This window comes from Streptomyces sp. NPDC001770 (genome assembly GCF_053596135.1).
Genome location: NZ_JBSFFN010000014.1, coordinates 84376 through 97561 on the forward strand (window position 1 = coordinate 84376; position 13186 = coordinate 97561).

A 13186-nucleotide genomic window follows, 5' to 3' on the forward strand; every position below is an offset into this window, starting at 1 on the left:
CGGCGGGCGCGAGAGGGAGAAGCGGAACGAATGTCCGGCCGCGCCACCGGCCGGGGGACGCGAGCGGAGCGCGTCGACACGTCGATGAAAGAAGGTGACTGGTGAGCGTTCCGACCCTTTCCGGGGTACTGCGGCACGTCATGGAAGCACGCCGGCTGGACCCGGCCGGTCTGGCGGCACTGGCGGGCGTCGCGGAGCAGGAGACCGCGGCGATTCTGGGCGGCGCCCCACCACCCTTGCCGTCGATGGGGCCCCTCGCCCGTGCGCTCGGCCTGACCACGGCGGATCTTTACGAGATCGCAGGAGTCTCGCCGCCTTGGGGCCTGCTGCCCCGGGACCGCGGCGCGCAGGGGTGGCTCCCCGACCTGGTGGCACTGGAGCTCGGCCTCCCGGCCCGTTTCCGCCGTGAGCTGTGCCGTCTGGCGCGTTCGCTTCCGGTCGGTGCTGAGGCAGCACCGCCGCCGGACCGGCCGTACGAGCGGTATCCGCCCGGACCCGGGGCGCTCCTGGTGCGGATGCTGGGGAACCGCAACCTGGGCTGGAGCGCGGCTGCCCAGGTGCTGGCGCGGATGACGGATACCTGTCTGTCCGCGGCCACCATCGGCGCGCTGGGCCGGGGGCGCATCGAGCCGACCCCCGAGCTGACCGCCGGGCTGGGCACCGTGCTCGGACTCCCCGCGGACGTCCTGACGGCTCTGACGGGCGCCGCCCCCTCCGCCGTCGAGCCGGCCCCGCAGGTCGCCGACGCCGCTCTGCTGATCCGGGACACGAGCCGGCTGACGGAGGCCCAGGTGCTCCAGCTCATCCAGCAGGCGCGGTCCATGATTACGGAACGGAGAGAGTGATCGGCTGCCCCTGCGGTCCCGCAGGGGTGCCTCGCGTCGACCCGGTCCGAACGGGCGGCCGGGCGGGGCGTGGAGCACGAAGACCCCCGGCGCGGTGGAGGCGCCTGACCGCCCTCACCGCGCCGGAGGTCTTCACCTCTGACCGGCCGTTCCTGTCGGCGTCAGTGCACCGGCACCACCGGCGGCTGCTGTTCGCCCTCTTCGGCGAGGCGCTCCAGACCGCTCTTGGTCTTCAGCGGCTTCTCCTTGATGAAGAGGACCGCGACCAGCGCCAGCAGCGCGAAGGGCGCGCCGGCGAGGAAGACGGAGCCCGTCGCCACGCCGTACGCGTTTTCCACGATCACGCGCGCCTGCTCCGGCAGGGTCGCGAGGTCGGGGATGGCCCCGTCGCCGCCGCCCGACGCGGAGCTGCCGAAGCCCTTCTCCAGCTCCGAGGCGACCCGGTGGCTGAGTACCGCGCCGAGCGCGCTGGTGCCCACCGCGCCGCCGAGGCTGCGGAAGAAGGAGAGGGTGGAGGTGGCCGCGCCGAGTTCGGCGGCGGGCACGTCGTTCTGGGCGGCGAGGACCAGGTTCTGCATCAGCATGCCGACGCCGATGCCGAGGACGGCCATGCAGGGCGCGATGACCAGGAAGGACGTTCCGGCACCGATCGTGGAGAGCAGGCACATGCCGGCCGTCATGATGACGCCGCCCGCGACCAGGAACGCCTTCCACTTGCCGCGCCGGCTGATGAGCTGCCCGGCGACGGTGGTGGAGACCATCAGGCCGAGGATCATCGGCAGGCTCATCAGACCGGCGATCGTCGGGGACTTGCCCAGCGAGATCTGGAAGTACTGCGAGAGGAAGACGGTGCCGCCGAACATGGCCACACCGACGAGGAAGCTCGCCACGGTGGTCAGGGAGACGGTCCGGTTGCGGAAGATGCTCAGCGGGATCATCGGCTCCTGGACCTTCGACTCGACCAGGACGGCGAGCGCGATCAGGACGGCACCGCCGAGGACGAGCGCGGCCGACGGGCCGGAGACCCAGTCGAACTTCGAGCCGCCGAGGGTCACCCAGAGCAGCAGGGCGCTGACCCCGGCCATGATGAGGAAGGCGCCGAGATAGTCGATCTTCGCCTCGCGGCGGACGACGGGCAGCTTCAGCGTCTTCTGCAGCAGGAAGATGGCGAGCAGCGCGAACGGTACGCCGATGAAGAAGCACCAGCGCCAGCCGAGCCACGAGGTGTCGACGAGGACGCCGCCGATCAGCGGTCCCGCGACGGTGCCGACCGCGAAGACCGCGCCGAAGATGCCGGAGAACTTGCCGAGTTCACGCGGCGGGATGATCGAGGCCATCACGACCTGGGCGAGCGCCGTGAGACCGCCGGCGCCGATGCCCTGGAGCACCCGGCTGATGATGAGCACCGTGACGCTGTGGGAGAAGCCGGCGACCAGCGAGCCGACGACGAACATCGACAGGGAGAGCTGGAGCAGCACCTTCTTGTCGTACAGGTCGGAGAGCTTGCCCCAGACCGGCACGGTCGCGGTCATCGCCAGCAGCTCGGCGGTGACCACCCAGGTGTACGCGGACTGGCTGCCGTGCAGGTCGGTGATGATGCGCGGGAGCGCGTTGGCGACGACCGTCGAGGCGAGGATGGCCACGAACATACCGGCCATGAGACCGGACATGGCCTGGATTATCTGGCGATGATTCATGGATGAGGACTCCCGGGCTTCGGGCGTCACGGCAGCGGACATCGGCTGGCGTACCTCTTGTTTCTGATGGTGCGGCCGTCTCCGGGGGAGCGGCGGTTGCGGAAAGAGCGGGTCGGCCCGGGACGGGCCGCCGGGGGCACGTGACGGCTCGGCGGACTACTCGCCGAGGCCGGAGGCGAGTTCGTCGAACGCCTCGTCGTAGAGGGTCAGGAAGGAGCGGGACCGGCCGGTGGCGGTCCAGATCTCCACGGCGGCCCGGACGGTGGCGATGGTGGCGTGCACCAGCAGCCGGGGGCGCAGGTCGGTCCTGGGGTCCTGGCCGAGGCGTTCGGCCACCGCCGCGATGAGCGCCTCCTCGTCGGCGCCGCGCGCCGCGAGAAAGCGGGGGAAGAGCGCAGGGGTGCGGTCCAGCACGGTGCACTGGAGCTCCCACCGCTCCGGCGCGTCCTCGATGTGGGCCAGTTCCTCCCCGAGGACCTGGCGGAGTACGGCGAGCGGGCCGAGGCCGGCCGGTGCCGAGAGCACCGTGTCGCGGGTCCGTACGGCGCTGTCCGGGTCCGGGACGAGGATCGCGTCGTCGAGGTGGGCGAAGTAGTTGAAGAAGGTCCGCACCGAGACCCCGACCGCCGCGGTGACCGCTTCCACCGTCACCTGGTCGAGGCCGTGCTCGGCCGCCATGCGCAGGGCCGTGTCGGCCAGCGCTTCACGGGTCGCGCGCTTCTTGCGCTCGCGCAGTCCGGGCGGCGGCGGGGGAGAGGAGGTCACGAAGGTGCATGCTATGCAAAAGTGCACAGTCTGCAAAGTTCATTCTTTTCGAGCCAATCCTCTGCTCCGGCCGATGAGTTCCCGGCGTGTGGGCCGTCTACCTCTTCGAGAGCGCACGGAAGCGGAGCCAGGATGGCAGGGGAGCCGGACGGGCTCCGAGGCGCCGGACGGACCGCCGCCGAATTCCGGCGGCGTCGCGACGGAGGAGTGGGACCACCATGGAAAAGATGATCTTCGTGAACCTTCCGGTGAAGGACCTGGATGTCAGCAAGGCCTTCTTCGAGAAGCTCGGCTACCACTGCAACCCCGGCTTCACCGACGAGCACGCCGCCTGCGTCGTCATCAGCGACGCGATCTACGTCATGCTGCTCACCGAACCGCGCTTCAAGGACTTCACCACCAAGGAGATCGCCGACGCGGAGAAGTCGACCGAGGTCATCCTCTGTCTGAGCGCGGAGAGCCGCGCCGAGGTGGACGAGACCGTCGACACGGCGCTGGCCGCCGGAGGCTTCCCGGCGGGCGAGACCCAGGACTACGGCACGATGTACGGCCGTTCCTTCCAGGACCCCGACCACCACGCCTGGGAAGTCATGTGGATGGACCCGGCCGCCGTCGCCGAACGCTCCTGACGCTCCCCGGGGCTCAGAGCCCCGGGTACGTCACCCCGGTGAGCTGCTGGGAGGCCGACCAGAGCCGCTCGCCCGCCACGTCGTCGCGGGTGCGCCGCGCCCGCCAGGACGGGGCCGGCGCACCGCGCCACCCCAGCCGCCCCGGTCCGGTGAACGAGTCGGGGCGGACCCCCGGCGCCGTCGCCGCGTACAGCACGGGCAGCGCCCCGGCCGTGGCGGTCTGCGCGAACAGCAGGTTGCCCAGCCCCATCACCCTCTCCCTGAGGGGGCGTTGCTCCAGACGGGGCCCCGCCTTCGTCAGGTTGGTGGAGGCGTACCCGGGGTGGGCGGCCGCCGCCACGATCGGCGAACCGGACCGCGCCAGCAGCCGCGCGAACTCGTGGACGAAGAGCAGGTTGGCGGACTTGGAAGCGCCGTAGGCGACCCAGCGCCGGTAATCGTGCTCGCTGTTGAGGTCGCCCATGTCGATGTCGGCCAGCGCGTGCAGCCCGCTCGACACCGTCACCACCCGGGCCTTCCCGGCGGCGCGCAGAGCGGGCAGCAGCAGCCCGGTCAGGGCGTAGTGCCCGAGGTGGTTGACCCCGAACTGCGTCTCGAAGCCGTCGGCGGTCCGCCCGTACGGCAACGCCATCACGCCCGCGTTGTTGACGAGCAGATCGATCCGGTCCGGTGCGTGCGAGGCCGCGAACTCCCGTACGGAGGCGAGGTCCGCCAGGTCCAGCGGTACGAACGCCACGTCCGCCCCGGACACCGCCCGCCGGATGCGGTCCGCGGCGCCCTCCCCGCGCTCCTCGTCACGGCAGGCGAGCAGTACCCGGGCGCCGTGCCGGGCCAACTCCCGTGCCGTGACGAGGCCGAGGCCGCTGTTGGCCCCGGTGACCACGGCCGTGCGGCCGCTCTGGTCGGGGATGTCGTGCGTGTTCCAGCCCTGGATCATGGGCCCCAGGGTACGACCGGCGGACCGGGCCGGCGCAAACGGGACGCCCGCCGGACACGACCTAAGCCTCCCGGAGCTCGAACGCCTCCACCGCCACCTCGTCGTCGTCCAGGCAGGCCCCCGTCGCGAGGTCGAAGCGCTGCTTCAGCAGCGGCGACGCCACGAACGGCCGCCCCCCGGCCGAGCCGACCAGCCCGCGCGAGAGGACGTACGCCCCAGTGAAGGGGTCCCGGTTGTCGATCGCGTACGCGCGTCCCGCCCGGTCCAGGAACACCGCCACCTGGCGGCCGTCCGGCAGCAGCGCCGCCACCCCGCGTCCGGGGTCCAGCAGGGAGCGGTCGCAGAGCGTGAACCACCCTCCCTCAAAAGCGAGTTGCACCACTGTCGTGCGGTCCGGGGCGGGCGCGTGGGCCGTCGTCGTCGCAGTCATCAGGATGCGGTCCCTTCCAGCGTACGGATGGCGAGCACCGGGCCCGCGAGGATGTCCAGGTCGGGCTTGACCTGGTCGCGCTCCGGCACGAACCGCACCGAGGGGTCCGGGGCGTCGGGCGCGTTCACGAAGGTCACGAACCGGCGCAGCCGCTCCGGGTCGTCGATGGTCTCGGCCCACTCGTCGCGGTACCCCGCGACGTGCTCGGCCATCATCCGCTCCAGCTCGTCGCAGAGGCCGAGCGAGTCGTGCACCACCACGTCCCGCACGTGGTCGAGGCCGCCCTCGATCCGGTCCAGCCAGGTCGAGGTGCGCTCCAGCCGGTCCGCCGTGCGGATGTAGAACATCAGGAACCGGTCGATCAGGCGCACGAGTTCGGCGTCCGAGAGGTCCTGGGCGAGGAGGTCCGCGTGGCGCGGGGTGGCACCGCCGTTGCCGCCCACGTAGAGGTTCCAGCCACCGGCGGTGGCGATGATCCCGAAGTCCTTGCCCCGGGCCTCCGCGCACTCGCGGGCGCACCCGGAGACCGCCGACTTGAGCTTGTGCGGGGAGCGAAGCCCCCGGTAGCGCAGCTCCAGATCGATCGCCATCCTCACCGAGTCCTGCACGCCGTACCGGCACCAGGTCTGCCCCACGCAGGACTTGACCGTCCGCAGCGACTTCCCGTACGCGTGCCCCGACTCGAACCCGGCGTCCACCAGCCTCGTCCAGATCAGCGGCAGCTGGTCGACGCGAGCGCCGAAGAGGTCGATCCGCTGACCTCCGGTGATCTTCGTGTAGAGCCCGAAGTCGCGGGCCACCTCGCCGATCACGATCAGCTTCTCCGGGGTGATCTCGCCGCCCGGGATGCGCGGCACGATCGAATAGGAGCCGTTCTTCTGGAGGTTGGCGAGGAAGTGGTCGTTGGTGTCCTGGAGCGCCGCCTGCTCGCCGTCCAGCACGTAACCGCTGGCGCCGACCGTGGGGGCGAGCGAGGCGATGACCGAGCCGACGGTCGGCTTGCAGACCTCGCAGCCGTCACCGCCGCGCGCCGACTCCCGGCCGTGCCCGTCGAGCAGCTCCGCGAAGGTGGTGATGCCCAGGGTGCGTACGATCTCGTACAGCTCGCTGCGGGTACGGGCGAAGCAGCCGCACAGCCCCGCGTCCTGGCTCCGCGGCAGCAGCTGCCCGATGACCTTGACGCAACTCCCGCACCCCGTACCCGCCTTGGTGCACTTCTTCACCTCGGGCAGGGTGGTGTGCTCGCAGATCGCGCCCTTGGTCACGTTGTGGCAGGAGCAGATGACGGCCTCGTCCGGCAGCGAGGACGGGCCCAGCGCGACCGGGCCGCCCGCACCGGCCGGGAGCACCAGCTGCTCCGGCGGCACCGGCAGGACCGTGCCCGTCATCGGCCGCAGCGTGCCGTACTGCTCGGCGTCCCCGACCAGCACCCCGCCCAGCAGGGTGCCGTCCGCGCCGATCACCAGCTTCTTGTACACCCCCGAGCGGGAGTCCGCGTACACCACGTCGAGGCAGCCCTCGGCAGTGCCGTGCGCGTCGCCGAAGGAGGCCACGTCCACGCCGAGGAGCTTCAGCTTGGTCGACAGGTCCGCGCCGGTGAACGACGCCTCCTGGCCCGCGATCACCCCGGCGGCGGTCACCGCCATCTCGTAACCCGGCGCCACCAGCCCGTACACCCGGCCGTCCGAGGCGAGCGCGCACTCGCCGATGGCGAAGACCGACGGGTCGGAGGTGCGGCACTCCTCGTCGACGACGATCCCGCCGCGCGGACCGACCTCCAGACCGCAGTCGCGGGCCAGCTGGTCGCGGGGCCGGACGCCCGCCGAGAACACCACCAGATCGGTGGCGAGCGCCGAACCGTCGGACAGCGCCATACCGTTGACGGCGCCGTCCTCCCCGGTGGTGACCTCCTGGGTGCCGACGCCCGTGTGGACGCTCAGCCCCATGGACTCGATGGTGCGCAGCAGCGCCGCCCCGCCGCCCTCGTCCACCTGGACCGGCATCAGCCGGGGCGCGAACTCCACCACGTGGGTCTCCAGGCCGAGCCCCTTGAGCGCCCCCGCCGCCTCCAGACCGAGCAGCCCGCCGCCGACCACCGCGCCGGTCCTCGCGTTCTTCGCGTACGCCTCGATGGCGAGCAGGTCCTCGATGGTGCGGTAGACGAAGCAGCCCTCCGCGTCCTTGCCGGGCACCGGCGGGACGAACGGGAACGAGCCGGTGGCCAGCACCAGCGCGTCGTACCCGAAGGCGAGCCCGGACCGCGAGGTGACCGTGCGGCCCTCGCGGTCGACGGCCTCGGCCGGGTCGCCGACGTACAGCTCGATGCCGTGGGCCTCCATGAACCCGGCCTCGACCATGGAGAGATCCTCCGGCGAGGTGCCCGAGAAGTACGAGGTCAGGTGGACCCGGTCGTAGGCGGGGCGGGGCTCCTCGCAGAGCACGACGACCCGGGGTCCGCCGGCCGCCGGGGTCATCCCCCGGTCCACGAGCGCCTCCAGGAAACGCTGGCCGACCATGCCGTGGCCGACGACGACGATCGTGTGCGCGGGGGTGACCGCGGATGCGGCCCGCGCGGAGGTGAGCGCGGAAGCCGAGGAAGCGGCGGTGGCGGGTGAAGTCGGGAAAGGGGACACCGGCATCTCGGGGGCCTCCGTCGTCGGTGGGCGGGTGGAGCGGGGACGTACCGGCGGGAGCCGTCCGGCGTCCTGTGCCGGACGCGGCCGGACCGCACCGGCCGCTCGTCGTCATGTCCCCGACGATGGGCGGCCGGTGTTACCCGACCGCATCCCGGCTGTTTCCCGGGAGGAACCTTGCGCTCAGCACGGGCCGGCAGCCGGTGTGAGGGCGTGCACGGTGGCCGGGGCGGGGCCGCATCGTAGGCAACCGCGCAGGTCGGGGGAGGTGCGGGGCTGTCCGGAGCCATCGCTTAATGTCCTGTGCATGCCTGACATCACGCTGACCACCGTCGTCCTGCTCTGCATAGCCGCGTGCGCGGCCGGATGGATCGACGCGGTGGTGGGCGGCGGCGGGCTGCTGCTCCTGCCCGCCCTGCTGCTGGGACTGCCGCACGTCCCGGCGGCGCAGGTGCTCGGCACCAACAAGGCCGTCGCGATCGTCGGGACGAGCGGCGCGGCCGTGACCTACGCGCGCCGGGCGCCGGTCGAGGTCGGCACGGCGCTGCGGATCGGGCTGATGGCGCTCGCCGGATCGATGACCGGGGCGTTCTTCGCGGCCGGGATCAGCAGCGAGGTGCTCCGCCCGGTGATCATGGTGGTGCTGCTCGCGGTCGCCGCCTTCGTCCTGCTGCGGCCCTCGTTCGGCACGGCGGCGGCCGACGGCGGTACGGACCGGCGGGTGGTGACCCGCGCCCGTACGGTCACCGCGATCGTGCTGGTCGGCGGCGGCATCGGCCTGTACGACGGACTCTTCGGACCGGGCACCGGCACGTTCCTGGTGCTGGCACTGACCGCCGTGCTCCACCTCGACCTGGTGACCGCCTCGGCCACCGCCAAGATCGTGAACGTCTGCACCAACGCCGGGGCGTTGGTGATGTTCGCCGTACAGGGCACCGTGCTCTGGCAGCTCGCCGCGCTGATGGCGGTCTTCAACCTCGCGGGCGGACTGGCCGGGGCGCGGATGGCGCTCAGCCGCGGCAGCGGGTTCGTCCGGGGCGTGCTGCTGGTCGTGGTCTTCTCACTCGTCGCCAAGCTGGGCTTCGACCAGTTCTCGGGCTGATCCCCACTCGGGCCGAGGGCGTGGCGGCCCGCTCGGGCCGGGCCTTCCCGTCCCCGCTCAGGCCGCTTCCCGCACGTCCGTGAGGTGGGCGTAGACCACCACGTTGCCCTGGTAGCCGGTGTCCTTCGAGAAGCCGCCGCCGCAGGTGATCAGCCGCAGCGCGGCATAGGGCGCCTTCCCGTAGACACGGGTGCTGGGGAAGTCGTCGTTCTCGTAGACCTCGATCGCGTCGATCGAGAAGACGGCGGTGCGCGCGTCCTCGCGTACGACCTCCACCCGGTCGCCCCGCCCCAGCGACCCCAGGCCGTAGAAGACCGCCGGGCCCTTCGCGTTGTCCACGTGCCCGGCGATCAGCGCGGTGCCCAGGGCGCCCGGCCGGGTGCCGTCGCCGTACCACCCCGCGAGGTTGCGGTTCTCCTCCGGCGGCACGTCCAGGCTGCCGTCGGGGCGGAGGCCGAGCCGGGTCAGCGGGGCGTCCACGTCGATCTCGGGGATGCGCACCCGGACGGGGGTGGACGGGGCCAGCGGCTCGGCGACGGGCGACCCCGGCTGGAGCTGCGGCCCGGCGGCGAACGCCTCCGCCGCGGACGGCTGCGGCGGCACCACCTGGGTGTCCGCACCGTTCTGGATCAGCCAGACCCCGGCCAGCACGGCGACGCCGATCAGCCAGGCCTTGCCCTTGTGTGCCGTCTGGGACACGGTGCCGTCCTCGGAGTTCTCGCGGGAGCCGGGCCGGCCGGGCTCCCGCAGCGGTGCGCGGGTGTACGGACGCGGGTGTACGGGCGCGGGCGTACGGGCGCGGGGGAGGGAGCCCCGCAAGGCCCCTCCCGTCGCGTCCGACGGTCGGCGGGAAGGGCTTTGCGGGAGGTCAGCGCCGGTTCAGCACCGGTTCAGCGGGAGTCTGCCGCCCGGCGCCGCCGCACCATCCACACCGCACCCGCGCCGGCCGCGCCGAGCACGCCGAAGCCCGCCGCGATCCGGGTGCTGTCCGGGCCGACACTGCCGCCGACACCGGTCTGGACGTGCCCCCACGGCTGTCGGCCGTCCTCGCCCTGGCCCTGGTCCTGGCCCTGATCGTGGTCCCCCGAGCCACCACCGGTCACCAGCAGGTCGCCCTTGGCGTCCTTGCCGTTGTCGCAGGCCACAGCGATGCCGTAGGTGCCGGGGCGGGTGTCGCGCGGCACGGTGAAGTGCCCGACCGCGACGTCCTTGCCGTCGCCGGGATAGAGATCGAAGTCCCCCGCGTCCAGGGAGTTCGCGTCGCCGACGCCCGAGCCGTTCTTGCCGCAGGCGGTGGTCTTCACGGTGACCTTGGCGCCCGGCACGGCGGTGGCCGGGGTGAGTTCCAGCCGGCCCCGGTCCCGGTCGGCGTCGCCCGCGTAGGCGGCCGGAGCGAGCAGGGCGAGGCCGAACGTCGCGGTCGCGGCGAGAGCGACGGCGGTACCGGCCGTGGAGCGGAGTGGACGGAGCATGGGAGGTCCTCCGGATACGGGCGCGAGCAGAGCGGGACGGGCCCGGACCGGACGGGCCGGACGGGACGGGTCCTGCCTCCGAGGTAACGGGCGCACCGCCCCCCATGCCTGCTGACGCGCCTTCAGAAGTCACCCGTACGGACCGGCGCGGCACCCTTGCCGCGCGTGATCGTCGCAGGTCAAGGCGGTGAAACCCGGCCGTGCGGTCCGTACGGCACGCCCCGGTGCCGAACGGGTGACCGTCAAACCTTGTGTGTGACGCAGGTCACATGCATGCTCTCCCGGGGGTCGGGCACACGCTGGATATCCCCCCACGGGGTGGCACCCCCCCCGCCACCCCCTGGCAACCGCCCTCACCGGCCCCACCCCCCCCGGGCCCGGTGAGGGCGTTGTCGCGTCCGGGGCCGGGCGGCGTCTCCTCCCCCTTCGTGCTCGCGCAGACCGCCTTCGTACTCGCGCAGACCGCCTCATGCTCGCGCGGACCGCCCGCCGTCCGGCGGACCGCCCGCCGTCAGACCGGATCGGCCGGGGCGTCCCCGTACACCCGCTCCAGCAGTTCCATCAGCTCCGCGTCCACGGGGAAGGACCGGTCGTCGATGCGGTGGACCGGCACGATGCCCTGGGAGTTGGTGACGAAGGCGGCCCGGAAGTCGCCGAGGCCGTCGAGGGTCACCGGCCGCCGGGTGGAAGGGGCGCCGGTGAGGGCGAGCCCTTCCTCCAGCAGTGCCATGGTGATCCCGATCAGCGCGGGGGCGTCCGGCCAGACCACGCGATCGCCGTCCCAGAAGCCGATGTTGGTGATCGACCCTTCGGTGACCACTCCGCCGGGGGCGGTCAGCAGCGCCTGGTCGTACCCCGAACGCACCGCCAGCCTTCCGTAGTAGGTCTGGCTGAAGTCGCCGGGCCGCTTGAGGTGCGGCAGTTCGCGGGCGTACGCGACCGAGAGGAGGCTCAGCGGCTTCCCGGGCGGGGTGGCGGGCGGTGCCACCGTCACCATCAGCACGGTCCTCGTGGCACCCGGCGGCAGGAAGCCGTGCACCCGCACCGAGGCGTCTTGTGCGTCCGCTCCCGACAGGGCCTTGCGCACCAGCTCCCGCAATGGTTCAGCCTCCAGGTCCAGGCCGAACAGCTCCTGGTTCGCGGCGCGCAGCCGGTTCAGGTGGAGGTCCCAGCCCCGCACCCGGCCGTCCCTGACCTGGAAGGCCGTGAAGTGGCCGTAGCCGGAGAAGGCGGGGATCCGCAGATCGTCTGGGGTGGCGGGGCGGCCGTCGAACTCGACGTACGGGGCGGGCGAGGCAGGGATCATGGAGTCCAAGGTAATTCCTGCCTCGGTACCGGCCGGACGCGCCCCGGGTGGGGGGTCACCCGTGAGGGGCGGCCGGGTGGGAACGGTGGCCCGGTGGAAACGACGGGCCGCATCTCCGTCGGTTTCGTCATGTCCGCGTAGGGACGGAATCTTTCCAGGGAAAGGCGGCACCAGGGTGACTGCTGCCGCCGGCCGCATCAGTGTGTCGGTAACCGGAATCCGTCCGGAAGAGAATGCGCAGTGCGCACGCGCTGCCGGGTCATTCCCGATTCCCGTGTGCGGAGGAAAGGTATTCCTCCGCACACGGGAAACACATGGGAAAGGTGTACGGCGGCGGCCTGATCGGCTCGCGCCGAGGCGGAGACCCCGGGGGTCCCGCGACCGGAGGTCCCCCCGGCGGCCCGTCGTCCGCCACCACGCGGCTTCTTACAGAGGAGTGCAGAAACCGACTTCCGCGAGCGCCTCCCTGACGAGCTGGCGTACGTACTCGGGGCTGGGCGGGTCGCCGGAGTCGCCCTTCGGGCCACGGGGGCCCCGAGGGCCCACCTGGCCCTCCGGGCCCGGGTCTCCCCGGGAGCCCTGAGGCCCCCGGGGCCCAGCCGGACCCTCCCTGCCGTCGGCGCCGGGGATGCCGTGCGCCCCCGGCTTTCCGTCCCTGCCGTCCCGGCCCGGCTGGCCTTCGGCGCCCGTCGCGCCGACGGCGCCCTCGGGCCCTGCCGGGCCGCTCACGCCTTCAGGGCCCGCCGGCCCCTCGATGCCGCGCAGTCCCTGCACGCCGACCGGACCCTCCGGTCCGGTCGCTCCCGCTGGGCCGGCGGGACCCGTCGGCCCAGCCGACCCGGTCGGACCGGCCGGTCCGGGGCAGCCCGTACGGCCGCTCGGGCCCTGCGGTCCGGGTGGGCCCTGCGGTCCCGGCGGTCCTGGCTCGCCTCCGGGTGGAGGGGGTTCGCACGTCGGCACGGGGTTCTCCGCGGCCGGGGCCTGCGGGGTGTCCGGTGCACTCCGCGCGGGTGTCGGTGCGTCTATGGGGGTGGGGGTGGACGAGGGCGTCGCGGCCATGCCGCCTCCTGGCGCTCTTCGCACCACGTGCGCGGTGCGTCCGGTGGGCGCCGTCCCGCCCGCGGGCGGGACGGCTGACGGGAACGGAGAGCGAGTGGCCATTCACCTTTTCGGTGAACTCAGGAGTCGAACCGTGGGAGTGGCTCTTCGCTATCCGTGCTCGTGGTGAATATTCCCTGGTCTCGCATTCGGGTAACCACGCCGAAGGGTGGCGTAAAAGTATTATTTAGACGTCGGAGGAGTGGGAGGGGTGGAATTCCTTTTTCGGGAAATATGGTGGAAGTGAGGGACGGTCGAAGTGATCATGGCGA

Annotated in this window: 11 protein-coding genes; 3 read left to right on the plus strand and 8 right to left on the minus strand. The window is 72.4% G+C overall.

Annotation, left to right across the window (positions count from 1 at the left end; all coding sequences use genetic code 11):
* Window positions 1-101: 101 nt before the first annotated feature.
* Complete coding sequence (locus ACWCSV_RS15065; protein WP_451142215.1) at window positions 102-845, plus strand: hypothetical protein; 744 nt, start codon at window positions 102-104, stop codon at window positions 843-845.
* Between the two features lie 161 nt (window positions 846-1006).
* Here ACWCSV_RS15065 and ACWCSV_RS15070 read toward each other — a convergent pair whose 3' ends face one another.
* Window positions 1007-2584, minus strand: a complete 1578-nt coding sequence (locus tag ACWCSV_RS15070; protein WP_451142217.1) for an MDR family MFS transporter — start codon at window positions 2582-2584, stop codon at window positions 1007-1009.
* Window positions 2585-2698: 114 nt separating this feature from the next.
* The gene (locus ACWCSV_RS15075) at window positions 2699-3307 is read right to left on the minus strand and encodes a TetR/AcrR family transcriptional regulator (RefSeq protein ID WP_451142219.1); all 609 of its coding nucleotides are present in this window, start codon (window positions 3305-3307) and stop codon (window positions 2699-2701) included.
* A gap of 218 nt (window positions 3308-3525) precedes the next feature.
* On the opposite strand from ACWCSV_RS15075, the gene ACWCSV_RS15080 reads away from it, so the two are divergent.
* A complete protein-coding gene (locus ACWCSV_RS15080; protein WP_451142221.1) occupies window positions 3526-3936 on the plus strand; it encodes a VOC family protein in 411 nt (136 codons plus the stop codon).
* Window positions 3937-3949: 13 nt separating this feature from the next.
* On the opposite strand, the gene ACWCSV_RS15085 is transcribed toward ACWCSV_RS15080, so the two are convergent.
* The 3 genes from ACWCSV_RS15085 to nirB all read right to left on the minus strand — a co-directional run bounded on the left by ACWCSV_RS15085 (window position 3950) and on the right by nirB (window position 7942).
* A complete protein-coding gene (locus ACWCSV_RS15085; RefSeq protein ID WP_451142223.1) occupies window positions 3950-4873 on the minus strand; it encodes an oxidoreductase in 924 nt (307 codons plus the stop codon).
* Between the two features lie 61 nt (window positions 4874-4934).
* The gene (nirD, locus tag ACWCSV_RS15090) at window positions 4935-5303 is read right to left on the minus strand and encodes a nitrite reductase small subunit NirD (protein WP_451142225.1); all 369 of its coding nucleotides are present in this window, start codon (window positions 5301-5303) and stop codon (window positions 4935-4937) included.
* Window positions 5303-7942, minus strand: a complete 2640-nt coding sequence (nirB, locus tag ACWCSV_RS15095) for a nitrite reductase large subunit NirB (protein WP_451142227.1) — start codon at window positions 7940-7942, stop codon at window positions 5303-5305. Before nirB ends, nirD begins: the two co-directional genes overlap by 1 nt.
* Window positions 7943-8243: 301 nt before the next feature.
* Here nirB and ACWCSV_RS15100 point away from each other — a divergent pair, with 301 nt between their 5' ends.
* Entirely contained in the window at window positions 8244-9038 is a 795-nt protein-coding gene (locus ACWCSV_RS15100; protein ID WP_451142229.1) for a sulfite exporter TauE/SafE family protein, read from the plus strand.
* 57 nt (window positions 9039-9095) lie between these two features.
* On the opposite strand, the gene ACWCSV_RS15105 is transcribed toward ACWCSV_RS15100, so the two are convergent.
* The 3 genes from ACWCSV_RS15105 to ACWCSV_RS15115 form a co-directional block, all read right to left on the minus strand.
* The gene (locus tag ACWCSV_RS15105; protein ID WP_451142231.1) at window positions 9096-9737 is read right to left on the minus strand and encodes a class F sortase; all 642 of its coding nucleotides are present in this window, start codon (window positions 9735-9737) and stop codon (window positions 9096-9098) included.
* Window positions 9738-9928: 191 nt separating this feature from the next.
* Window positions 9929-10510, minus strand: coding sequence for a hypothetical protein (locus tag ACWCSV_RS15110; protein ID WP_451142233.1), 582 nt, complete (start codon window positions 10508-10510; stop codon window positions 9929-9931).
* A 511-nt stretch (window positions 10511-11021) separates the two neighbouring features.
* Window positions 11022-11816, minus strand: a complete 795-nt coding sequence (locus tag ACWCSV_RS15115) for an aminotransferase class IV family protein (protein ID WP_451142235.1) — start codon at window positions 11814-11816, stop codon at window positions 11022-11024.
* Between the last annotated feature and the right edge of the window lie 1370 nt (window positions 11817-13186).

What these genes read in the sequence shown, in the direction of transcription:
- nirD (WP_451142225.1), bottom strand. Translation starts at nt 5,303, where the DNA reads ATGACTGCGACGACGACGGCCCACGCGCCCGCCCCGGACCGCACGACA.
- ACWCSV_RS15070 (WP_451142217.1), bottom strand. Translation starts at nt 2,584, where the DNA reads ATGTCCGCTGCCGTGACGCCCGAAGCCCGGGAGTCCTCATCCATGAAT.
- ACWCSV_RS15100 (WP_451142229.1), top strand. Translation starts at nt 8,244, where the DNA reads ATGCCTGACATCACGCTGACCACCGTCGTCCTGCTCTGCATAGCCGCG.
- ACWCSV_RS15085 (WP_451142223.1), bottom strand. Translation starts at nt 4,873, where the DNA reads ATGATCCAGGGCTGGAACACGCACGACATCCCCGACCAGAGCGGCCGC.
- ACWCSV_RS15115 (WP_451142235.1), bottom strand. Translation starts at nt 11,816, where the DNA reads ATGATCCCTGCCTCGCCCGCCCCGTACGTCGAGTTCGACGGCCGCCCC.
- ACWCSV_RS15110 (WP_451142233.1), bottom strand. Translation starts at nt 10,510, where the DNA reads ATGCTCCGTCCACTCCGCTCCACGGCCGGTACCGCCGTCGCTCTCGCC.
- nirB (WP_451142227.1), bottom strand. Translation starts at nt 7,942, where the DNA reads ATGCCGGTGTCCCCTTTCCCGACTTCACCCGCCACCGCCGCTTCCTCG.
- ACWCSV_RS15080 (WP_451142221.1), top strand. Translation starts at nt 3,526, where the DNA reads ATGGAAAAGATGATCTTCGTGAACCTTCCGGTGAAGGACCTGGATGTC.